The sequence below is a fragment of the Photobacterium ganghwense genome (assembly GCF_003025595.1).
GTDB classification, from domain to species: Bacteria; Pseudomonadota; Gammaproteobacteria; order Enterobacterales; family Vibrionaceae; genus Photobacterium; species Photobacterium ganghwense.
The window spans coordinates 705,151-729,174 of the sequence record NZ_PYMI01000004.1; the positions used below are offsets into that span (position 1 = coordinate 705,151).

Here is a 24,024-nt window from a genome sequence, read left to right on the forward strand (position 1 = left end):
GAAGTTTTATGACAATGTGTCACAATCTTATGGGGGAGCTGGAGTGATGTCATAATGTTTAAACGGGTTTGCGTTGCCGTACTGCTATCAACAACACCGTTATGGTCAACTGTCGCCTGGTCTTCAGACTATTTCACCGGGGCGCATGGCGACATTGGGGTTATTGCCATCAACGGTAATGGCTTTAAGACACACGGCATGGAACTCAATATCGGGTATGACTTTAATGCCTTCCTCTGCATGAACCTGTCTGTTGCCTATGCCAAAGACGATTTAGCGGTAGATTACCTGGGCACCGGAGCAAATCTCGAAGTCGGGCTGCCGTACCGTTTACACGATGAACTGACGATAAAGCCCTACGTAATGTTCGGCGGAGTGTACAGCGACACCAAACTGACCGAAGAAGTATGTACTAACGACGAATGTAGCCTGATTCGGGAAAACAAGACCGATACCCAAGGCGTATTCGGACTCGGCGGACGCTTCGTTTTCATCAACCACATCAATGTCAATTTCAGCTACCAGTTCTCACAGCTTGATCTTATCAGCCTACGGATCGGACTGAAGTTCTGATACGGTGCCGATAACACGCTGTTCATCCGCAAATTACCCCCGAGACATATTCTCGCTCAACTTAACCTCGCTCAACTTAACCTGGCTCAATGCAGTTGAGCTTATTTTGCTTAGCTGTAGACGCTCACGCTCGATCTTACACATTCGCAGTGAGTTACACTTGGCAGGTATCGTCACTCACAACCGGACACAACCGCATTAGTTCCTTGGCGAAATTCGCCTTTCATGGGTTATCTCAGGTATAGGAGGTCGCGACAGGAAAAAAGCAACAACTGCCCTGTACTTGACGACAAACCGCATAAACGAAAAAGACGTTAGCAAACCTTACTCTGCTAACGCCTTTAATAAAAAGAGCATCATGTTACGTAGAACGCACATGTTTAAGTTTGATTATTACGCTTGGTTTAACTCTTAACCAACGTCGCAATCAGTACAATTTTGTAGTGCGATTTCGTGTTCAAAGACTGCTACATCGTTACCTTCAGCCAGCAGCTCAGCAATTTCATCAGCAACTTCTTGCTCATCATCCGCTTCAACTTGATCCGCTAGTTCTTCTTCGGAGTAACCGTAGAAATTCAGCAATAAGTACTCACGCGCTTCTTCTTTAGTCTTACAAGTAACGTTCACCGAAAAATCTGCTTCAACGTTACCTTGCGCGAGAATCGCAGCCACTTGCGCTAAGACATCTTCTTTCATCGCAGGCGTTAGCCAACCAAGATCAGTGCTTACTGTGGTTTTTTTACAGCTAAAACAAGGGAATTGATGAAAGTAATATTGAAAATCAGTCATAGATAATTTCTTCTTTGGGTGTTGAATAGCAAGATTATGCGCGTTTTCCAGCAAAATACTATCTTAATACACATTGAAAGCTGGGTGATCGTGGCCAATATGACACTTGGCGCACAATGAAACAGAACTTACCAATCAGCGAATGCAAAAAGCATGGTTATAGGCTCAGCGCTCTCAAGCAAATCTGTAGTGGCCTAGAAGATTAATGGACAGAACCTTCTTACAAGCTTCGCGCGGTTTCTACCCTTCAGATTACTTTTGGTATCCTAAAATGACAAACGGTACCTCGCTATGAGATGCCGATAATTCAAGGTTCTGGACATAAACGTTCATCCTTGATCTGTAGTGCCAGATTCACTTTATGCATGATTTTTCGTAGGACATGCAACCCATGGCTAATCCCTGAAGCGCTCTCGCCCCTTTCTAAGTTGACGCCATTATTCAGTGGTAAATTTTGCCACTGAGATCTCAATACATTCCTCATGGTTGGCAGCGGAGAATCGATGAAAAAAAAACAATTTCGAACAAAGATAGTATGTATAAATATTTATTTTTACATTGATATGCAATCAGTGTTTCATGCGTAATCAGGATGGAAATGAGTTTGAAAGAGTGGGGGCATATTTTGCTGGTATGGTGAGAATGGAAGCAGTATCCATTGTTTATAAGTTAACATCGTCGAGCATGATGTTGTCCGTCTTAATTTTTTCTGGCAAATTGGTTATTATGTTTCAACATCCCGTTCGATTAGCTACAGAGACAACCTAGATACCACGCCCTATGTTTGACGCTTTCCAGCAAAAATTACAACAGTATGACTTTACTCGGCAAGAGATAGAGCAATTAACGCAGTCAGCAAAACTAATTGAGTTACCGACACGGCATATGTTGCTCCATCAGGGTGAAGTTGCAAAAGAGATTTTCTTTCTATTAGAGGGAATATGTCACGCCGCTTATCTGACTGATAAGGGGAAAGAGTTTAGCAAACAGTTTTATTGGGAAAATGACTGGATCATTGGTTTTGAAAGCTTAGTCAACCAACAACCTTCACCATACCAGCTAGAATCTCTTACCCAGTGCTCTATTCTGTCTCTGCCTATCGAAACATTGATAACTTGGCGTGAGCAAAAGCACAGTATTTATCTTAAGCTGCTTGAAACGCAACTAATGTATAAGGAAAACAAAGAACGCTTTATGTTGCTCTATACTCCTGAAGAGCGCTATGAACTGTTCTGCCAACATTATCCCAACTTGCGAAAACGTCTCAACGATTATCAAATTGCCGCTTATCTTGGCATTACCTCTATCAGTCTAAGTCGTATCAAAAAGCGTAACCAAAGTTAACTATTGTTAATGCCTAAATAATCCTGCCTTGCTACATTGCAGACTTCATCAATAGCAAAGCAGAAAAAGAATGATTACTTGGCAACTCAAATCGTTTTCTCAACTAACTACAACACAACTATATCAACTACTTAAACTCAGAGTTGATGTGTTTGTTGTTGAGCAAAACTGCCCTTATCCAGAATTGGATAACAAAGATCACCAACAAGATGTTTACCACTTATTAGGCTATCAAGGTGACAAACTAATAGCCTGCGCACGCCTATTGCCAAAGGGGGTTAGTTACCCATCTGTCAGTATCGGTCGTGTGGCTATTTCAAAAAGTCATCGCGGGGGTGGCTTTGGTCATCAACTGTTACAAGAGGCTTTAAGTGCATGTGATCTGTTGTGGCCTGGCGAGTCAATCGAGATTGGCGCACAGGAGTATCTGTCAGAATTCTATCAGCATCATGGATTTATACCGACTTCGGCTATGTATTTGGAAGATGACATCCCACATATCGATATGAAGTTGGAAAAGTAACCATGCCTTTCTCTGTAACCAATGTTGCGATACTACTTCTCATAATAGGTAACTTTGCTACTTCACTGTCTGATGTTGCTGTAAAGTTACTTAATGGCGAAATCTCAACCTTTCAGTACATTTTCATACGCCAATTATTTTCCGCTTTGGTTATTTGTCCTTTATGGTTGAAGCAGTCTAAGCAGCAGCGAAAGTTGTATAGCCCTAAACTCCATATATTTAGAGCACATTTGATTGTCATAGGCAGCGGTTGCATGGTTGTAGCGATAACTCACTTAACTCTAGCGACGGCTAACGCGGTTTTTTATGCAGCGCCGCTAGTGATGCTACCGCTATCCATCTTACTTCTCAGCGAAAAACCGACGATTCAACGCAGTGCATCAACTCTCTTAGGATTTATTGGCGTTATTGTAGTGTTGAGACCATCAGAATTTCAATGGGCAGCAATTTTCGCGATCGCTACCACGCTAACCCTAGCACTATTCAATATCACTGCAAGAAAATTACCAGAGCAGCAAACGGTTGTAAGCACACTCTTTTGGACATCGTTACTTTCACTACCTGTATCAGCTAGCCTAGCTTTTTTCTACTGGACACCTATTTCGACCATACACCTGTTGTTGATTTTAGCCAGTGCAGCTTTGGTTCTTACTTACAATGGGTTGGTTGTAGCTGCTTATCAACGTGCACCAGCTAGCTCTATTGCTGTTGCAGAAAACTCAGGGCTAGTATTTGTCACTTTATTTGGTGTGATATGGTTCGATGAAGTGCCAGACATCTTAACCCTATTAGGGATATTCATGATTATACTGCCTTTATTGCCTTGGAAAACATTGCTTAAATTGAGGCTATGCTCAAATCAATCGTCTGAGAGACAGAAAAGTATTACCGAGTAATGTCAAATTGACCACTTTTAGTTAGCTTAAAACAGACTTGTCACCTCTCTGAAAAATCTGGTGGTTTCGATAATCTATTTGGGATAAGGAATGTTAGCTGAAGATTAGAATCTGTTTTTCTCTGCTAAATTAGAAATATCCAGTTCTAGGTTAGATCTTTCAACTGAAATGCATAACAATGCAGGCTATGATTTCTGATTAGTAGTCCCGTTTTTGAAAGTAAATGGGAGTTCCCGCGCAGTGCCGTTATGGTATCTGCCATAACTTCATGTATTGCAAACTCAGCAGCGTAATCCGTTGCTGAGTAATCGCACTAAGGCGGAAAGGGGCAGAACTAATATAGTCACATCGAGGAAACGAAACGGACAAATTTCATACAGCTCTGCGCTTCTTTCTGAATTTTTTCACGTTTCTTTATAGCGGCGATGACTGACAAGTCATTAGACAAGGGCGGACAGACACAGTGCTGTCCGCCCTTGGTTTTTCCGGAGGGTGTCATATTGAAGCGCTTCATAGGCCAGCAGAAAACTGACTTACAGAAGCTTGGATAAGAACTGCTGTAGGCGTGGGTGCTTAGGCGTATCAAAAATATGCTCCGGGGTATCCCCGACCAGCAGTTCGCCGTCTTCCATAAACAACACCCGATCAGCCACTTCACGGGCGAAGCCCATTTCATGGGTAACGACCACCATGGTCATCCCGTCTGAGGCCAGATCTTTCATCACATCCAGCACTTCACCGACCATTTCCGGGTCGAGTGCCGACGTTGGCTCATCAAACAACATCACATCCGGCTTCATTGCCAGCGCTCGGGCAATCGCTACCCGCTGCTGCTGACCACCGGAGAGCTGTGACGGAAATACATTCATTTTATCGCCCAGCCCCACTCGCTTCAGCAGCTTTTCTGCTTCAAGCTCAACCTCCGCCTTTTTTCGCCCCAGCACTTTTTCCGGCGCCAGCATGACGTTGCCTTTTACCGTTTTGTGGGGGAACAAATTGAACGACTGGAACACCATACCGACATTCGCACGCAGATCATTGATGTTGGTGGTTTTGGCATACATGTCCATCCCATCCACCTGAATCGCGCCGGACGAGATCACTTCCAGTTGGTTCAGTGTGCGCAAAAACGTTGATTTCCCTGAGCCGGATGGCCCGATAATGACCACGACTTCACCGCGCTTGATGGTCGCGCTGACATCTTTCAGAGCATGGCACTGGTTGGGATAAATCTTGTTCACGTTCGTCGCGACGATCATGTCATCGCCTTGATAATTTCTAGTCACTGCTTGCCAGCCTCTTTTCAATCCGTTGAACACCCCACGACAAACTGGTTGTCAGCACAAGATACAGTCCCGCCACCACAAACCAGACTTCAAATGTGGCGAAGCTACCGCTGATCACTTCCCGCCCGGCTTTCGTCAGGTCGGTAATGGAGATCACCGACACCAGCGAGGAGTCCTTAATCAGCGTAATAAGCTGGCCAGCCATTGGTGGCAGAGTCCGCTTAAAAGCCTGTGGCAAAATCACATACAGCATCGCCTTGGGATAGCTCATCCCCAGCGAGCGGGCGGCTTCCATCTGCCCCGGCGGAATGGATTGGATCCCGGAGCGAATAATCTCGGCGATATAGGCGCCGGTGAATATCGACAGGGCAACGACACCCGCGGTGAACCGCTCCAGCTCAAAGATGGTGCCAAGGAAAAAGTACACAATGAAAATCTGCACCAGCAGCGGCGTACCCCGTATAATTTCGACGTACAGAAATGCCAGATTTTTGCTCACCGGATTATGAGAAATGCGCATTAACCCGGCCACCAGCCCGAGAATAATGGCAAAAAACAGCGACAGCACCGATATTTTCAGCGTGACCCATAACCCCAGTGTGACCGGGCCAATCGTCCACTGGTCACTGCGTGCCAGCACGTCACCTTCAAAAACTAGATCCCCCTGCTGAACCAGCCGCTCATCATATTTTGCGATGTGCTGGGCATCGTCGCTGTAATCAAAATTAATGGTGATGGAATTATCCGGGTTGATCACTGCGGTGCCGTCACCCTGTGCCCGGTATTCCTGCGGGGTTGTATCGACAATGAACGGCAGCACCCGTTGCCATTGCCAGTTGTAATTTATGCTTTGTGATGCCTGGTAAATACCGAGCATCAGTGCACCGACGATGACTACTGAAACAAGGTGCCAGAGCCAGCGGTTGGTCGTCCTAATCATATACATCTTCCTTAGGCGTTGGGAGAACAGAACACTGACGGGGAGCGGCTGACCCAAGCCAGCCGCCGTGGTCTTACTGCACCTGGCTCAGCCAGCTGTCGTCTTTAAACCACTTGTCATAGATACGGTCGTAGGTACCGTCGCCTTTGATTTGACGCAGGAAGTTATTGAGGAAATTGAGCATGTCAGAATCGCCCTGCGCAATTGCCCAGCCGAGAGGCTCATAAGTGAAAGGCTGCTCAAGGTGCACCACTTTGCCCTTATTCTGAGCCGCGTAAATGGCGTTAAACGGCATGTCATAAATCAGTGCATCTGCTTTACCGTTGGCCACTTCCAGCGCAGCATCGGCCTGCGTTTCAAACACATTCAGCTTGGCTTTGCTGAGCATACGTTTGGTCGCCTGCTCGCCTGTCGTCCCCAGTTTGGTCACCACGGTGTACTGGCCGTTATTCAAATCTTTATAGCTGGTCACTTTGCCTTCCAGCTTAGGATTCAGCAGGATGCTCTGACCAATCACGATGTACGGATCAGCAAAGTTCACCCGCATGTTACGCTGGGCGTTGATGGTCATCCCTGCGTTGATCATATGGCACTTGCCAGTCAGCAGCGTCGGAATAATCCCGTCCCATGCGGTGTTCACCGGTACATATTTCACTCCCATCTGACGAGCCATCATCTTGCCAAGATCGATATCAAACCCGACGTAAGAGCCATTTTTACTCTTCATTTCAAACGGCATATAACCGGCATCGAAACACACACGCAGCTCGCCTGATTTAGCAATATCATCCAGAATCGGGCCGGCCGAAACCGATGCAGAAGCGCTTATTAATGCACAAGTGGCAACCATACCATTTACAAATTTACGTACAGACATCCTTGTATCCTTCTTATGAGTCTAATTGCAATGTATCACGCTGATACTTGCTTGGTTATAACAAATAAAATCCCGTTAACTCAAACACAATCGAACAATAAACCACCAACTCGAACCCACCAAGCCAATACCAAATCAGCATATTGTGGTTAGTAATAAATCACATTCAGTACAAAATTTTCACATTAAAGACAAGACTAGCACACCAACCCATGAGAATAAAAATTCACAAAGTATGATTTTTTAGTTTAATTTGCAAAACCAGACACTGTTTGGGACAAACACAGGAAAAAATCGGGAGATCACCAGAGAAAGAACTCAACGCAGGAGCCATGAAACAGTCGAGCCATAAGACAATCGAGACATAAACCAAGTCAGCGGGAGAGCTCAAACACCCGTTAAGCTTTAGGTACGATGGACTAGATGGGTACTACGAGCACGATGAGCAGCACAGCCTAGCGAGAGTAACGCTGGCCATAAAGATCATGTGCTAACAGAGCACTCACAAAAAGAACACGGTCAAAAAGGCCGATGATGAACAGGGGACGGATGTTGAGGGAATTAATGAAAAGATACGACTTAAAAGGGCATTACTGAAAAAGACATACCGACAATACATAGGAAAATCAGCAAGAAAATAAGCAGACTTAAAAAGCCCTGGTTTATAAAACACTAATTGATAGAAAACTGGTTGATAGATAACTGGTTGATAGAAAAGGGTTAATAAAACACTCACCCACTCACAACTGCTAAGGGCATGTGCCCTTAGCAGCCCCCCCTCAGCATCAGGTTACCATTACACAATTTTCACACCGGCAGGCATAGCGCGCTCAGGGGTCAGCAAAACACTTTCCGACTCATCATCAGTTTCTGCACACAGCAGCATGCACTCAGACGTTTCGCCTCGCATCTTGGCTTTTTGCAGATTACACAGCACGACAACCTGTTTGCCCATTAACTCGTCCTCGGTGTAGTACGGTACCAGGCTGGTAACGGTCTGTAGGGTTTGCTCACCCACATCAATCTGGACTATATAGAGCTTGTCGGCATTGGCATGGCGGGCGACTTCAATGATCTTACCGACACGGATATCGAGTTTGGCAAAATCTGAATACGCAATCTTTTCCATTGGCTGCTCCTGATAAAGTAAAACAAAAAGTAAAGTTTAGTAAAAGATAACGTTTACATTAGCAGAAACTGTAGATTTCATAAGTGGTAAAGATCGCATTTATACCAATTACTCTGATCCCTCATTGCCATAGTTACACATAGGGTGTTTAATTGCTGCCAACAGCATGGCAGAGGTAAAACATGGCAACGATCAAAGATGTTGCCCGCGAGGCCGGGGTTTCAGTCGCCACCGTCTCAAGGGTGATCAATCAATCCCCTAAAGCGGGTAAATCATCCATTGAAGCGGTTACCAAGGCGATGAAAAAGCTGGGATATCGGCCGAATGCCACCGCCAGAGCCCTGGTCAGCCAAAGTAGCAATACCGTCGGCGTCCTGGTTGGTGATGTGTCCGATCCTTTTTTCGGCACTATGGTCAAAGCCGTGGACAATGTCGCCCGGCAAAACGGCAAACATATTCTGATTGGCCATGGCTATCACAACGCACAGGATGAACGTCAGGCTCTGGAATTGCTGATCAACAACCGCTGTGATGCACTGGTCGTGCACGCCAAAGGCTTATCGGATGAAGAGCTGTGCAGCTATGCGCAGGAAGTGAAAGGGTTAGTTCTGATCAACCGCCACATCGAGCAAATCGCCGATCGTTGTATTTCTCTGGATAACTTTAAAGGGGCGTATCTGGCCACGGAGTTTTTGATCCGCCACGGCCACCGCCACATCGCCTGCATCAGCTCTAACCATGATATTGAAGATGCTGATGCGCGCATTCAGGGCTACCGGGCAGCACTGCTCGCACATGATATCCATCTGCCTGAAACCTATATCGCACGCGGAACGCCGGACAGTGAAGGGGGTGAAGCGGCAATGACCGAGCTGCTGACCAAGTCAGTCACAATGACGGGGTTGGTAACATACAACGACAACATGGCTGCCGGGGTCATTTCCGTCGCGCAGGAAAACGGAATACCGGTCCCCGACAAACTGTCTATTGTCGGGTTCGATGACGGTTTAATCGCCCGCTATCTCTCCCCTCGCCTGACCACCATCCGCTACCCGATTGAAATGATGGCCGAGCATGCCGCCACGCTGGCACTGCAACTGGCGAAAGACGCCCCTCAGCCCGCCGGCGCAACCATGCGGTTTACCCCGACCGTGGTACGGCGTGATTCAGTTACCCGGGTGGGGTAAGTCACCGCACCGGACTTCTCACAGGCCATACGATTAAGGCTTCGAAGATACCTCCCCCAAAATAGAAACAAACAAGACAGAAATTACCAAGACAGAAACAAGCCGCCCTGCTAAGCAACGTTCATCGCAGGCTGGCTGTTTTATTTTTTTGGGGGGGTATATTTATTTGCAAAGAACTCTTAGGCAGTGAGCTTTTTTGGCAATGAGCTTTGGGCGATAAAAAATACCGCGGTGTAAAACTCAGAGAAGCCTAAAGTCGCGAAGGGTGTGAGGACTAGTGAGGACTAGTGAGGAATGACAAACAAGAAATAAACAGCAAATAATTAAACAACAAATCACTAAACAGTAAATCATTAAACAGCAGGAAATAAGCCGCGTGGCAAAAACAGTGAGGAGAACATCATCGATATCCCCCTCACTCTGTGACTCAGGCGATCAGCTGGTCACTTCTTTCATCGGACGGGATTCAACCCTTACCCCTTCAGCAAATTCTCCGCGACTCAGCTTATCCCGCAAAATGGCATGCTGATCTTCGGTGAAGGTGTAACGCGACATGATAAAAATGCGTATCAGGGCGCCCAACGCCGGTAACAGCGCAATACAGAAGAACAAGCCGTTTAATGCCGTCTCCGTCTGCTGAGCATTGGGAACATAGTTAATCATCGTCAGCACAATACCGGTTAACCCGCCTGCTACCGCCACCGACAGCTTACCGGTGAAGGTTTGTCCCGAGAAAGTAATGGCCGCCGTGCGCTTCCCGCTGTGGTAGTAAGAATATTCCACAGTGTCGGCAATCATGGCGGAGATCAGCGGGTTCGTCATCATGAAGATGGCGGTGATCACAGACAGCCAGACCATCACGACCGTTGGATTATCGTAGCCTGACAGATAGAAACCGATCCGCGCTACAATCTCCAGAACACACAAAGCGATAAAAATATCCCGCTTTCTGAAACGCTTGGTCAGCATCGGCGTCGCCAGACAGGCAATCGCGCTGACCAGAGTGATCGTACCTATCAGGGAAACCAGTCCGGCATCACCCAGATTGTAGGTAAAGAAGAAGACATACAGCCCGTTGACCATGTTAAAGAACACGTTCATGAAGAAGGCGGCCAAAATGATAAACAACGGTTTGTTCTTGCGAACCGCCTGGAAAGTCTGCTTGAGGGTGACTTTTTCGCAACCGGATGTTTTGACCCTTTCTCGGGTATTGTAAAAACCGTTCAGCATAAACAGCAGCCCCGCCAGCATCAGGACAAGCACTGCCGGTAGATAGCCCTGATCAGTACGACCATCGGCAAAATAAGCACTCAGCTTAGGAAAAATCACCAGTGTCGCGCCTATCCCGGCATTCACCCCCAGCATGGCACAGGTCGCCGCTTTGGCACGCTCCTGCGGTTCATCAGTCATGACTGCGGACATTGACCAGAACGGTACATCCGAGATGGTGTATAAGGTTCCCCACAAAATATAGGTAATACCGGCATACATCACCTTGGTCGAGGTATCGGCATCAATATTGTAAAACGATGCGACCGTCACCAACACAATCAGGAAAGGCGTAAACAGCATGTAGGGGCGGAATTTGCCAAAGCGTGATTCCAGCGTATCCATGTAACCGGCGATTAGCGGATCATTGACCGCATCCCACACCCGGGCAATCAGGAAAATGGTACTGGCGGCAATCGGCGATATGCCGAGAATATCGGTGTAAAAATACAGAATAAAGGAGCCGACCAAGCCAAAGCTGAAGCATTGACCGACGCCATATCCAAAATAGGACATCAGCTCCCGGTGGGTCAGTGTATTGCTGGGTACAGTTGTCATCTTCACGTCTCTGTTTTGTGCATTATATTTTGTCAGCCGGCCCGTTACGCAGGACCGGCTCACACCCTGTTATTCCACTTCTGCGAGTGTTTTTATCAATGTCACTTCCGATTCGTCATAAGGCTGCCCGTTTTCGTCCAGCAAATCGTGGAACCAGCAACGGGCATAATTGCTGTCATTACGCTTAATTTCAGGCCACGGCAGGTGCGTTTGTGTTTTCCCTTTCACCAGCCCCCACTGATAGCAGCCAATCCCCATGTCTTTGAAAAGCGGGAGCTGTTCATGCAGGTGAGATTCCGCATGACGCGCGAGCCACTCAGTGCACATCATCGGGCGCTGATACGCTTTCACGACATCGACCGCCCGATGGAACAGGTCCAGCGGCAGATAGGCATGAAACGTGATGATGTCTGACAGCTCCATGGCACGGCGATCAGTTGGATGTTCATAGACCGGCAGCTGACGATCCAAAATACTCGGGGCATGCCACGCACCGACGGTCAGCGGCTGAGTCGGGTTGATATCTCGTGCCCACTCGAAGGCTTTTTCCATCAGCGCATGGCTGAAGCGTTCCATTTCTTCATCGAATGCCACCTCACCGTCGGTGGTAAAAATCATCCGGTTGGTTGGCTCGTTATAGAGATCCCAAATGACGATGCGGGAATCGTTCTGGTAGACCGAAATAATGTCCCGGACGTAGTGCTCCACTTCATCCCAACGTGCCATATCCATCACAATATTCCGGCCAGGGCTGGCGGCGGCCTGACTGTTGTGCAACTCCGGTACCGGGGCTTTCTGTTCTCCCAGATACGGATGGTCTCCGGAAAAACCGCAGTCATCCATTAGGGTCAGCATCACTTTGATCTGGTTGCGTTCACAGATATCGAGGAAATGATCAATGCGCTGATGGAGTCCATCCCGGTCAACCTGCCAGACAATAAAAGGTAAATTGGTACGCAGTGTGTTGTAGCCCACCTCCGATGCCCAACGCAGTTCCTGCTCCATAACAGCCGGGTCGAAACTCTCGGCTTGCCACATTTCCGTCCAGTTCACGGCCGTACGCGGTAAGTAATTAAATCCTCTCAGCCAACCATGCTGAGCCTGCCATTGCCATGCGCGTTCTTCAGACCACTTTTGCATTTCATTACCTCTTTCACGATGCGATCAAACGAATGAACCAGCCAATAAATATATTAGCTAATATTATTAGCTAATATATTTATTAACCCGCTGACCACCAGTGTCAAATAAGCGGCTTGTGCGATCAGTCACATTGATCAGCCACCATAAAGATCAATCTGTGATCCTTGTCGGACAGGATTCAGAACGGTAAGGAAGCAAGGCGGGGAGGGAGTGCAATCTGTACCACAATTAGCTAATATCTTTAGTCAAGATATTACCCAGTACCGTCATCATGAACAGAAACAAGAAAGTCACCATGAGTGACATTGCGACCGAGGCGGGTGTGTCTCAGTCAACCGTGTCGCTCGTACTCAATCATTCGCAGTCAGTCAAAATTGCAGAGGCCACCAAACAACGGGTGTTGCAGGCCGCGAAGACACTCGGTTACCAAAACAAGAAAGTTGCCCACGCAATGGGACGGCCGAAGAAAATTGCTTTTGTCCTCAACGGGCTCACCAGCTACGACCCTTTCATCGATGCCATTAATGGTGCACGGGAAGAAGCCTGGGAGAATGATTATGTACTGGTCACCTTTAACTACAGCCATGATGAAGTGCTGGCGTCTCAGATCGAATCCGAAGTGAACAGTGGCGATTATGCCGGGCTTATCTATGCCTCCAGTATGACCCGGCACCTTGAACACCAGCGGGTACAGGCCACGATTCCGACGGTCTTGCTGAACTGCGTGAGTGAAAATCATGACACCACACCGGCCATTCTGCCGGCCGATATGATCGGGGCTTACAAAGCCGTGCAGCACCTGACCCATCAGGGTTACCGGAAAATCGCGATGCTGGCCGGTGAAAGTTGGATGCAGGCAGCGATACAGCGCATCGACGGCTACCGTCAGGCACTGATTGATGCTGACATCATGCCCAACGCACGTTATATACGAGAAGCGAACTGGTCGTTGAAAGAAGCGTACGAGCAGACAATCGAGCTGCTTGAGCTGGATACCCCGCCTGAGGCTATTTTCTGCAGCAGTGATTACATGGCCATGGGGTGCTATCAGGCCATTGCAGAAAAAGGACTGAAAATTCCGACAGATATTGCGGTGGTGGGTTATGACAATCAGCAAATAGCTTCTGAGAGTTTTCCGGCGTTATCCACCGTCGAACTCCCTTATGCCGACATGGGCAAACAGGCGGTGGAAACGCTGCTGGCGCTGCTCAATCAACAGCCCATTCTGTCGCATAGACGAAAAGTGGAAGGCGAGCTTATCATCCGCCGCTCTTCACAGCGGCCGACGGCCACGCCCTCAAAATCTGATTAAAACAAACGCCCGGCGTAAGCGTTCACTTACACCGGGCGTTTCTGTATTTTGTAACGACTCACTTTCGGCGACTAAGCTTCAGCGACTAAACTTCAGCGACTAAACTTCAGCGGCTAAACTTCGACGGCTAAACTTCGGCGACTAAGCTTCAGCGGCTCAACCGCAACGACTAATAGATAAATCGGTAGACGGTACGGTGCTGATAAGGTTCACCCGCAAGCAAAATACCGCTGCAACTGCCCCATTCCGGATGGTTAGGTCCGTCCGGCAGGTACTGCGTTTCCAGCGCCAACCCGTCATGTTGCTGATACTCATAATGCTGAACGGCCATTTTCTCTTTGTCAGTCTCAATATCGTCCTCAAAATCCTCCTCTGCAGCGTCATGCACCACCGCGCTGTTCTGAGGAAGCGCTCCCGGCGTGCCCGCCAAAAAGTTGCCAGCGTAAAACTGCACGGCCGGTTTTGTCGTCGCCATCTGCATAGTCACTCGCTGATCCGGTGAAATCAGCGTAGCGACAACAGCCTGACCATCGCAGCGCGCGGCATCAAACAACCAGGCATGATCATATCCGCCAGCCGTGACCTGATCCGGCTCTGAAAGAAAATCCCGCCCGATGGTTTTCCGCTGCGTGAAATCAAAACTGGTTCCCTGAACCGCCAGATGCGCTCCCGTTGGGATCAAATCAGGTCGTGTCGGCAGGTAATAGCTGGCGTGCAGTTGCAGTTCATGATCCAGACTTTTAGCCCCAGAGCCCGCCCCGGCCAAATTGAAATAAGCATGGTTGGTCAGGTTGACGGGGCAATCCTGATCGCCTTCAGCCTGATAAGAAATCTCTACTGCATTGTCGTCGGTCAGGCGGTAGGTAACGGCGACCTCAAGATTACCGGGATACCCCTGATCACCGTTTTCGGAATACAACCGGAACGTCACGGCTTGCGCGCTCAGCCCGGTAATATCCCAACGCCGCTTATCGAATCCGAACTGCCCACCATGCAGTGAATTCCCCCCTTCATTGGCGCTGATCCTGAACAGCACACCGTTCAGACGAAACTGGCTGCCGCCGATACGGTTCGCATAACGGCCGACAATCGCACCAAAGTAGGCACTCTGCTGCAAGTGTGCCGCCATGTCCGGTGAGCGAAGCAGCACTTCTCGGCACTCGCCATTGACGGGCAGCGTGCAGCTCAGCCAAGTCGCCCCGATATCCATCAGTGATACGGTCATGCCGTTTGGGTTAGTGAGATGAACCACCCGGGCAGGTTGCCCGTCAGCGGCAGGCGAGCGGGTCATCGCTTGCTCCACGGCAACCAGATAGCTTGAGGTCGTGGTGAATTCAGAGGCCGAGTCGGAAGTTGAGCCTGACGTTAATAAAGATGTTGATAATGAAACCTGCATCGCGTTACTCCTGTGCCGCTGCCACTGAATCAGAGGCGGATACACGCGCCGTATCAGCCGCGGATTCAAGGTTCACACATTCCCCTGCGCCATTTTTAGCCTGGCAGACATACACGGAAGCCTTCAGGCCAGTTTCTTGCGGGTAGCGAGTGCTAACTGCAGCTATCACGTCATCCACCCGCGCCGGCGGCATCAACGCAACCACACAGCCGCCAAAACCGCCACCTGTCATACGCACACCGCCCTCTTCACCAATCACGGCTTTAACAATGTCGACCAAGGCGTCAATTTCCTTCACTGTGATCTCAAAATCATCACGCATAGACGCGTGAGACTCCGCCATCAGCTGCGCCATGCGAACTCGGTCACCATGACTCAGAGCCTGCGCCGCTTCAAGCGTACGGGCATTTTCCGTGATCACGTGTCGCGCCCGTTTGGCCACCAGTGGATCCACCTCTGCCTGCGCCGCTTTCTGAGACTCAAGCCACGCCTCAAACTGCGCAAGAGAAACATCGCGCAGGGCTTTCACTCCGAAAATCTTGGCGGCGGCCTCGCACTGTGCCCGGCGAGTGTTGTATTCACTGTCGACCAGTCCGCGTTGTTTGTTGGAGTTAATGATCACCACCGCCATGTCTTCCGGCATTGGAACCGGTGTCGTTTCCAGGCTGCGACAGTCAATCAGAAGGGCATGATTGTCCTGCCCTTCCGCCGAGATCAGCTGATCCATAATGCCGCAGTTACACCCCACAAATTCGTTTTCAGCCTGCTGGCCATTGAGCGCTATCTCAGCTTGGCTGATCTCAAGGTTATACAGCACTTTGAAGGTCTGGCCGATCACCACTTCGAGCGCCGCAGAGGAACTCAACCCGGCTCCTTGCGGCACATTTCCGCTGACCGCGATATCGACACCGCCAAGCTGAAAACCACGTCCCAGCAGGCATTTGACTACGCCACGGATATAGTTCGCCCACATTTTTTCAGGCTGAAAAGAAATATCCTGAGTCAGGTCAAATTCATCCGTTTCGTTTCCATAGTCAACCGCTACCACCCGAACCCGATTGTCTTCGCGTTTGGCTGCGGCCACAACGGTCTGGTAATTGATCGCGCAAGGCAGCACAAAACCGTCATTATAATCAGTATGCTCACCAATCAGGTTGACCCGCCCCGGCGCCTGCACCCAATGTGTAGGGGCATAACCCAGAACCTGAGAAAACGCGTTATTTACTGTGTGAATAAGATCAGTCATACAAAAGTTCTCTGCTACATCGTCGTAAAATCTGACGGGCTGAAATCAAAAAATGTGTTGAAACAACATTGCTTAAAAACAAAAGTGCTTTACATCAAAAGCATGAATAACAAGAGTGCGGTCGTTCAGCGGTTATCCGCATCAACGGCCTTGTAATGCACATCGGACACATCTCGCAATCGCTGGGCGGCCTGCTCAGCCGTCAGATCACGCTGAGTTTCGGCCAGCATCTCGTAGCCCACCATAAATTTTCTGATCGTTGCACTGCGTAGCAACGGCGGATAAAACAGGGCATGCAACTGCCAGTGGTCTGTGTTGTGCGTATTCGGCTTGCCTTCCGGGCCATTGGCTTCAAAAAACGGGGCATAATGCCACCCCATGGAATACGGAAAAGCACACTGAAATAAGTTGTCATAACGGCTGGTTAGTTTCTTGAGTGCCAGAGCCAGATCATCACGCTGTGCGGCATTCAGCTCACTCATGCGGCGAATGTGCGTTTTAGGCAGTAACAGGGTTTCAAATGGCCAGGCAGCCCAATACGGTACCACCGCCAGCCAGTGCTCCGTTTCGACCACTGTCCGTGCGCCGTCCTGCATTTCGGCCTGAACGTAATCAAGCAGCAGGTTGGTGCCGTGTGCCTGATAGTACGTTTTCAGGTTATGGTCTTTACGCTCAATTTCGTTCGGCAGAAAGCTGTTTGCCCAAATTTGACCGTGCGGGTGAGGTTGAGAGCAGCCCATCGCCTCCCCTTTATTTTCAAACGCCTGTACCCAAACATACTCTTTACCCAGCTCTTCAATCTGGGTATCCCAGGTATCAATCACGCCACGCAGGCTTTCCAGTGACAGTTCCGGCAGGGTTTTACTGTGATCGGGTGAAAAACAGATAACCCGGCTCAGGCCGCGTACCCCTTGTGTCTTAAACAGCGGATTGTCGGATGGCGGAGCATCCGGCGAGTCCGTCATCAGGGCGGCAAAGTCGTTGTTAAACACATAGGTTCCGGCATAGTCCGGATTCACATCCCCCGATACCCGGGTATTGGTTGGGCACAGAAAACAGCCGCTATCGTAAGCCGGTAGCGCTTCTGTGGACGCTTTTTCATCCTGACCGCTCCAGGGACGTTTGGCCCGGTGAGGGGAGACCAGCACCCATTGCCCGGTCAGCGGGTTATAGCGACGATGCGGATGATCAACAGGGTTAAACTCAGTGTGTGTCATTTCGGGTTTCTCTCAGGCTAGGCGATTCAATAAAGAGCTGGGAAGCCAATTCATCAGGAAAAATCGGCAAAGAAATCGATCAGTACCCTTGTGGGTTTTGTGACTGCCAGTGCCAGGTATCTGCCGCCATCTGGGCTACCGTCCGTGTGGCCTTCCAGCCCAGTTCACGTTCGGCTTTGCCTGTATCTGCCCAGCACTCTGCGATATCCCCAGGACGACGCGGACAGATTTCGTAGGGAATCGGCTGCTGCGAAGCAAGACGAAATGCCTCGACCATCTCCAGCACGCTGGATCCTTTTCCCGTGCCAAGGTTGTAGATATGCAAACCAGGTTGCTGGCCGACAACTCTGAGTGCGGCGAGATGACCATCAGCCAGATCCATCACATGGATGTAATCCCGCACCCCGGTTCCGTCTGGGGTCGGGTAGTCGTTGCCAAAAATTGACAGGTGATCCCGACGCCCGACCGCCACCTGCGCAATAAACGGCATCAGGTTATTGGGGATTCCCTGCGGATCTTCTCCCATCGTGCCAGAGGCGTGCGCGCCAACCGGGTTGAAATAGCGCAGCAATGTAATGCTCCAGTCATTTTCAGCGGCATACAGATCCGACAGGCACTGCTCGACCATGTATTTACTGCGACCATACGGGTTCGTGGTTGCGCCGGTCGGTGAATATTCGGTGATCGGAACACTGTCAGGATCGCCGTATACCGTCGCTGATGAGCTGAAGACCAGCGATTTCACCCCGGCTTTTCGCATGCTGCGCACCAGCACCAACGTGCCGTTTACATTGTTGTCGTAGTATTCGAGTGGCTTAACCACCGACTCTCCCACCGCTTTCAGTCCGGCAAAGTGAATCACCGCTTGAATGTCGTGCACTGCAAACACCGAATCCAGAAAAGTCTCGTCCCGGATATCCCCCAAATGAAAATCAGGTTGGATACCTGTCAGCGCTTCAATCCGTGCCAGCACCTCAGCTTTTGCATTACTCAGGTTATCGACGATCACTGGCGTTATCGCCGCTTCCGCTAACTGCACACATGTGTGGCTGCCGATATACCCCATGCCGCCGGTCACTAATACTTTCACGCCTCACCTCTTCCGATTGCCGTTTATTCGCGATATGACGAAAGTCTAGCAAGCCGTTATAGGATCGATCCGTGATCAAACACGCAGAGTGTAAACGTTTCCACAAATTCCATAAAATGTCATCACTAAGCCATAAGAGATCATCGCTTTAGTGAAAGAAGTGCATTATCCCAGAGCAACCGTTCGCCTAAAGCTGTACGCTAACCACAAGGACTACCAGGCCATACCCGACGACGGACGACGACCTCCGGCCACAAACAGCGGAATTTTGCGGTCAGTTTCCATCGGTTTACTAAAAAATCGTGCATCCGGGATCGGATTGTTTACAATGGGGACGGTAGATTCATGACGACTTCCGATAAGAAGCTTGCCAACAGGAAAGAGTAACAATGGCAACACTGAAAGATATTGCGACTGAGGCGGGGGTATCGCTGGCCACCGTTTCCAGGGTGCTCAATGACGATCCCACCCTGAATGTCAAAGCAGAAACCAAGCACCGTATTTTCGAAATTGCTGAAAAACTGGAATACAAAACCATCAGCGCCAAGAAAAATGTGCAAGGCAAACACCAGCAGCACCACTTTCTGGCCATTTACCATTACCCGCAAGCTGCGGAAGTGAATGATCCGTACTACCTGTCTATCCGCCACGGTATTGAAACCCAGTGCGACAAACTGGGGATCACCCTGACAAACTGTTATGACGGGGTAATGGATAACGCGCCGCACAAGGTGTCAGGCGTTCTCCTAATCGGCAGAAACAAACCTGCCGTCCTCAAACAAGCCAAGAAGCTAACCGACAATATCTGTTTTATTGATTGCACGGATCTCGACGGCATTTACGACTCCGTCGATATTGACCTGGCGCGTATCAGCAAAGAAATCACCGACTTTTTTATCGCACAAGGCTATGACCGAATTGGCTTTATTGGTGGCGAAGATGCGCCAAACACCCCAGATATTCGGGAAATAGCATTTGCTGAGTACGGTGTGCTGAAAGGGGTGGTCAGCCCAGACGATATTTATCGCGGTGATTTTTCCAGTGCCTCTGGTTACGATCTGGCAAAAACCATGCTGGAGAAAGGACACTGGCCGCAAGCGCTGTTTATCGCTTCCGACTCGATTGCCATCGGCGTGTTGCGTGCAATTCACGAGCACGGTCTGGCGATTCCCGACGATATTGCGCTGATTAGCGTCAATGATATCCCGACCGCCAAGTTTACCTACCCTTCCCTCTCAACAGTGCGTATCCACTCCGAGATGATGGGAATTCAGGGGGTCAATCTGCTTGTCGAGAAAAACCGTGATGGCCGGACATTACCCTTGCAGGTCTATGTGCCGAGCCAGCTGAAACTGCGCGATACCACACGTCAGTAAACCAATACGGTAAGTGATTAAGGCGTACCCTGTACGCCTTTAAACACGCCTGAACAAACTACAAAGACACCATGTAACGCATTGATAAAATTCGTATTTATACGATCTTCCGCTCCCTTTTAATGCCCCTTTTTCTGCTGACATCACGGTGCGTTACCTGACCGTTCGCCTTATCATTCAACTCTCCACTTACTGTTTGCTCATCTTGTCGCTCAACTTGTCGCCCACCTCGTCACTCGGTTTATTGCACTAGCTGTTGTTGCGTTGAGCGCTTAGCCGCACCTGTTTTTCGGTTTTTCAAGGGTCGTAAAACAAGGCAGCGTCTGAACAGTACCGAAGGACAACTGCACCAAAAAACCAACAGACCGGTTTTTCTTTAACCGGATCACACCCTCTCGATAAATCACTCATTAAATCGTGATCAAGTTAAAGTAAAACGTTTTCACCAATTCTATTTAGTAAAAGTTTTACTAATATATTTTCCAGGACGCCTGATCAAAGCTCCCGGCAGGAATGCCTGTCTTTTAACAGCCCAATGACATCCATACCAATAACAACACCTAGCCATACCGTAGGCATAATAATCAGGAGGCCACGTGAACAACTGGGAAAACTTCCATTTACTGCATGAGAACCGAATAGCACCTCGCGCCTATTTCTTCTCGTATGATTCGCAGGACACTGCCCGTACCTTTCAGCGCGAGCTGAGTCAGCGCTTTATTTCATTAAGCGGTCAGTGGCAATTCCGCTATTTCTCCCACCCGCTGCTGGTACCGGAAGATTTCTATTCTCAGGAGATGGAAAACTGGGGCCACATCACCGTTCCTAACATGTGGCAAATGGAAGGCCACGGACATCTGCAGTACACCGATGAAGGCTTCCCGTTTCCGATCGATGTCCCGTTCGTCCCGTCTGATAACCCGACCGGTGCCTACCAGCGTACTTTTACCCTCGATAGCAACTGGCAGGGCCAGCAGACCATTATCAAATTCGATGGGGTGGAAACCTACTTTGAAGTGTATGTAAACGGTCGCTATGTCGGCTTCAGTAAAGGCAGCCGCCTGACCGCCGAGTTTGATATTTCTGACTTTGTAACGATCGGTGACAACCTGCTGTCCGTGCGGGTCATGCAATGGGCAGACTCTACCTACATTGAAGATCAGGACATGTGGTGGACAGCCGGGATCTTCCGAGATGTCTACCTGATCGGTAAACATCCCGTCCATATTCAGGATTTTTTTGTTCGTACCGATTTTGCCGACGATTACCACAGTGCCACTCTCAGCTGTGCATTGACGCTTGAAAGTCTGCTCGCCGAACCAACGACCGGCTACACCCTGAATTATGCCCTGTTTGACCAGCAGCATTGCCTGGCTGAAGGCAACCTCAACAACGTGTGTCCGACACCTCATGGCCATGCTCAGTTTAAGATCGCAGTGGAAAACCCAACCCACTGGAGCGCTGAAACCCCTTACCTGTACCACCTGCTACTGACCCTGAAAGATCCTCAGGGCAATGTGCTGGAAATCGTGCCACAACGCGTGGGCTTTCGAGATATCAAAGTGCGTGATGGCCTGTTTTACGTCAATAACCACTATGTGATGCTGCACGGGGTCAACCGACACGACAACGACCACCGCAAAGGCCGTGCTGTCGGCATGGACCGGGTCGAGAAAGATCTGATCCTGATGAAACAACACAACATCAATTCTGTCCGAACCGCGCACTACCCGAACGATCCCCGTTTCTATGAACTGTGTGATATTTACGGGCTGTTTGTGATGGCCGAAACCGATGTGGAAACGCACGGCTTTGCCAATATCGGCGATCTCAGTCGGATCACCGACGATCCCGAGTGGGAAGCTGTATTCGTGGATCGCGCCGTACGTCATGTTCATGCCCAAAAGAACCACCCGTCGATCATCATGTGGTCACTGGGCAATGAATCGGGCTATGGCTGTAATATCCGCGCCATGTACCATGCCACTAAAGCCATTGATGACACCCGTTTGGTGCATTACGAAGAAGACCGCGATGCCGAGGTCGTTGACGTGATTTCCACCATGTACTCCCGGGTTCAGCAAATGAACTACTTTGGCGAATACCCGCATCACAAACCGCGCATTATCTGCGAGTACGCCCATGCTATGGGCAACGGGCCTGGCGGACTGGCTGAATACCAGAACGTGTTTTACCGCCATGACCACATTCAAGGGCACTACGTTTGGGAATGGTGCGATCACGGCATTCTGGCCTGTGATGAAAATGGCAAAGAGTACTATCGCTACGGCGGTGACTATGGGGATTACCCTAACAACTACAACTTCTGCATGGACGGGCTGGTGTATCCGGATCAGACGCCGGGGCCGGGTCTGAAAGAATACAAGCAGGTTATTGCGCCGGTTAAAATCCGCGTGAAAGACATTCGCCGGGGCATCTTTACGGTAGAGAACAAATTCTGGTTCTCGACTTTGGATGATCACACCATCACGGCCGAAATCCGCGCCGAAGGCGAGACGCTGAAAACGTTCAGTTTCAAAGTGGAAGCCTTGGCAGCGAATAGCAGCCGCGACATTACCCTGCCGGAACTGGCAGAAGATGCCATGGTTGTGCTCAATAGCCAGCCCCTGCTGATGACTGGCCAAGTAAGGGATTCGGGTGACAGCAGTTCGAATGGCAGCAACGGGGAGAAGCCCTATTTACAGAATAGCTGGCTGGATGAGCGCGAAGCATTTATTAACTTCACTATTCGTAAAGACAGCCGCACCCGCTACAGCGAGCCCAACCATCCTGTCGCGGTTTACCAGTTCCCGCTGAAAGCCAGCACCGCGCCACGCAAAACACTCTGTCAGCCAGCGCAAACAGAGCTTCAGGTTACGCACAATTGCCTTACCGTCGAGATCACCGGTCAGCACTTTGCACTGTGCTTCTCCAAGCTCAACGGCAAACTGACTTCATGGATTGTCAATGGGGAGCAGCTTATTGCTGCAGAGCCAAAACTGCATTTCTTCAAGCCGATGATCGATAACCACAAGCAGGAATACGAAGGGCTGTGGCACCCGGCACATCTGCAGATCATGCAGGAGCATTTCCGCACTCTGGATGTCGTTCAGCACTATGATAGCGTCATCGTGGCGGTCACCAGCATTATTGCCCCACCGGTCTTTGATTTCGGTATGCGCTGTACCTATCACTACCAAATCACGGCGGCAGGTCAGCTCAATCTCGAACTGAGTGGAGAAAAATACGGTGACTATCCGCATGTGATTCCAGCCATCGGTCTGGATCTGGGCATCAGTCGCCAGTTTGATCAGGTGCAGTATTACGGTCGCGGTCCGGAAGAAAACTATCCCGACAGCCGCCAGGCAAACCTTATTGATGTGTACCAGAGCACGGTTGCTGGTTTATTTGAAAACTACCCGTTCCCGCAAAACAACGGTAACCGTCAGGACGTACGCTGGGCCGCGCTTACTGACCGCCATGGCAGCGGATTACTGGTTAAACCCCAGCAGCCTATTCACCTCAGTGCCTGGCTGTATACCAGCGAGAAACTTCATCAGGCACAGCATACCCATGAATTGCAGGAAAGTGGCTTTATTACCCTGAATATTGACCACAAAGTGCTGGGCTTAGGCTCGAACTCCTGGGGCAGCGAGGTGCTGGACTCATACCGGGTCTACCTTGAGGATTTCCGATTCGGTCTGACGCTTGCTCCTGTTAATACCGGCAATTGCCGTGCTCAAACCCTGGCGGCGTTCGACTTCGGCCGTGACTTTTTCACTGCCATCGATGTACCGCCGCAGGGTAAATCCGGCAGCGATACACGCACAGTTCAGAAATCGCAGCTCACTGCTGCCACCGTGGAGGCATAAC

Annotated in this window: 18 protein-coding genes and 1 pseudogene; 8 read left to right on the forward strand and 11 right to left on the reverse strand. The window is 49.6% G+C overall.

The window, feature by feature from the left end; translation table 11 throughout:
* The first annotated feature begins 54 nt into the window (after window positions 1-54).
* Window positions 55-573 carry an outer membrane beta-barrel protein gene (locus tag C9I92_RS17500; RefSeq protein ID WP_047886245.1) on the forward strand — a complete coding sequence of 173 codons (519 nt, stop codon included), beginning with the start codon at window positions 55-57 and terminating at the stop codon, window positions 571-573.
* A gap of 411 nt (window positions 574-984) precedes the next feature.
* Here the strand turns inward: C9I92_RS17500 and C9I92_RS17505 are convergent, their stop codons facing one another.
* Window positions 985-1,362, reverse strand: coding sequence for a hypothetical protein (locus tag C9I92_RS17505; RefSeq protein WP_047886246.1), 378 nt, complete (start codon window positions 1,360-1,362; stop codon window positions 985-987).
* A gap of 780 nt (window positions 1,363-2,142) precedes the next feature.
* Between C9I92_RS17505 and C9I92_RS17510 the strand changes: the two genes are divergently transcribed.
* The 3 genes from C9I92_RS17510 to C9I92_RS17520 all read left to right on the forward strand — a co-directional run bounded on the left by C9I92_RS17510 (window position 2,143) and on the right by C9I92_RS17520 (window position 4,125).
* Window positions 2,143-2,706, forward strand: a complete 564-nt coding sequence (locus C9I92_RS17510) for a Crp/Fnr family transcriptional regulator (protein ID WP_047886247.1) — start codon at window positions 2,143-2,145, stop codon at window positions 2,704-2,706.
* A 70-nt stretch (window positions 2,707-2,776) separates the two neighbouring features.
* Window positions 2,777-3,229 carry a GNAT family N-acetyltransferase gene (locus tag C9I92_RS17515; protein WP_047886248.1) on the forward strand — a complete coding sequence of 151 codons (453 nt, stop codon included), beginning with the start codon at window positions 2,777-2,779 and terminating at the stop codon, window positions 3,227-3,229.
* A gap of 2 nt (window positions 3,230-3,231) precedes the next feature.
* Complete coding sequence (locus C9I92_RS17520) at window positions 3,232-4,125, forward strand: DMT family transporter (RefSeq protein WP_047886249.1); 894 nt, start codon at window positions 3,232-3,234, stop codon at window positions 4,123-4,125.
* A gap of 533 nt (window positions 4,126-4,658) precedes the next feature.
* Here C9I92_RS17520 and C9I92_RS17525 read toward each other — a convergent pair.
* The 4 genes from C9I92_RS17525 to C9I92_RS17540 form a co-directional block, all read right to left on the reverse strand.
* The gene (locus tag C9I92_RS17525; RefSeq protein WP_157038327.1) at window positions 4,659-5,384 is read right to left on the reverse strand and encodes an amino acid ABC transporter ATP-binding protein; all 726 of its coding nucleotides are present in this window, start codon (window positions 5,382-5,384) and stop codon (window positions 4,659-4,661) included.
* Window positions 5,385-5,403: 19 nt separating this feature from the next.
* Window positions 5,404-6,351, reverse strand: a complete 948-nt coding sequence (locus tag C9I92_RS17530; protein ID WP_047886251.1) for an amino acid ABC transporter permease — start codon at window positions 6,349-6,351, stop codon at window positions 5,404-5,406.
* A 73-nt stretch (window positions 6,352-6,424) separates the two neighbouring features.
* Complete coding sequence (locus C9I92_RS17535) at window positions 6,425-7,201, reverse strand: transporter substrate-binding domain-containing protein (RefSeq protein ID WP_373689514.1); 777 nt, start codon at window positions 7,199-7,201, stop codon at window positions 6,425-6,427.
* An 823-nt stretch (window positions 7,202-8,024) separates the two neighbouring features.
* Window positions 8,025-8,357, reverse strand: coding sequence for a tRNA-binding protein (locus C9I92_RS17540; protein ID WP_047886253.1), 333 nt, complete (start codon window positions 8,355-8,357; stop codon window positions 8,025-8,027).
* Between the two features lie 182 nt (window positions 8,358-8,539).
* On the opposite strand from C9I92_RS17540, the gene C9I92_RS17545 reads away from it, so the two are divergent.
* Window positions 8,540-9,544 carry a substrate-binding domain-containing protein gene (locus C9I92_RS17545; protein WP_047886254.1) on the forward strand — a complete coding sequence of 335 codons (1,005 nt, stop codon included), beginning with the start codon at window positions 8,540-8,542 and terminating at the stop codon, window positions 9,542-9,544.
* A gap of 435 nt (window positions 9,545-9,979) precedes the next feature.
* Here C9I92_RS17545 and C9I92_RS17550 read toward each other — a convergent pair whose 3' ends face one another.
* Together C9I92_RS17550 and C9I92_RS17555 are read right to left on the reverse strand one after the other, a co-directional pair.
* Window positions 9,980-11,371, reverse strand: coding sequence for an MFS transporter (locus C9I92_RS17550; RefSeq protein ID WP_107193895.1), 1,392 nt, complete (start codon window positions 11,369-11,371; stop codon window positions 9,980-9,982).
* A 69-nt stretch (window positions 11,372-11,440) separates the two neighbouring features.
* Entirely contained in the window at window positions 11,441-12,511 is a 1,071-nt protein-coding gene (locus C9I92_RS17555; protein WP_047886255.1) for a cellulase family glycosylhydrolase, read from the reverse strand.
* 274 nt (window positions 12,512-12,785) lie between these two features.
* Between C9I92_RS17555 and C9I92_RS17560 the strand changes: the two genes are divergently transcribed.
* Window positions 12,786-13,826: a LacI family DNA-binding transcriptional regulator gene (locus C9I92_RS17560; RefSeq protein WP_047886256.1), complete on the forward strand. Its 1,041-nt coding sequence runs from the start codon at window positions 12,786-12,788 to the stop codon at window positions 13,824-13,826.
* Window positions 13,827-13,995: 169 nt separating this feature from the next.
* Here the strand turns inward: C9I92_RS17560 and C9I92_RS17565 are convergent, their stop codons facing one another.
* From C9I92_RS17565 to galE, 4 genes and pseudogenes are all read right to left on the reverse strand, one after another.
* Complete coding sequence (locus C9I92_RS17565) at window positions 13,996-15,117, reverse strand: galactose-1-epimerase (protein WP_047886407.1); 1,122 nt, start codon at window positions 15,115-15,117, stop codon at window positions 13,996-13,998.
* A 187-nt stretch (window positions 15,118-15,304) separates the two neighbouring features.
* A pseudogene (gene galK / locus C9I92_RS17570) lies at window positions 15,305-16,468 on the reverse strand (galactokinase); the annotation flags it as partial.
* A 125-nt stretch (window positions 16,469-16,593) separates the two neighbouring features.
* Window positions 16,594-17,685: a UDP-glucose--hexose-1-phosphate uridylyltransferase gene (locus tag C9I92_RS17575; protein ID WP_047886257.1), complete on the reverse strand. Its 1,092-nt coding sequence runs from the start codon at window positions 17,683-17,685 to the stop codon at window positions 16,594-16,596.
* Window positions 17,686-17,764: 79 nt separating this feature from the next.
* Entirely contained in the window at window positions 17,765-18,775 is a 1,011-nt protein-coding gene (gene galE, locus C9I92_RS17580) for a UDP-glucose 4-epimerase GalE (protein WP_047886258.1), read from the reverse strand.
* 389 nt (window positions 18,776-19,164) lie between these two features.
* Between galE and ebgR the strand changes: the two genes are divergently transcribed.
* Window positions 19,165-20,151 (forward strand): transcriptional regulator EbgR, encoded by a 987-nt coding sequence (ebgR, locus tag C9I92_RS17585; RefSeq protein WP_047886259.1) that lies wholly within the window; start codon window positions 19,165-19,167, stop codon window positions 20,149-20,151.
* A 596-nt stretch (window positions 20,152-20,747) separates the two neighbouring features.
* Window positions 20,748-24,023, forward strand: coding sequence for a beta-galactosidase subunit alpha (gene ebgA / locus C9I92_RS25715; RefSeq protein WP_248827390.1), 3,276 nt, complete (start codon window positions 20,748-20,750; stop codon window positions 24,021-24,023).
* The last annotated feature ends 1 nt before the right edge of the window (window position 24,024 follow it).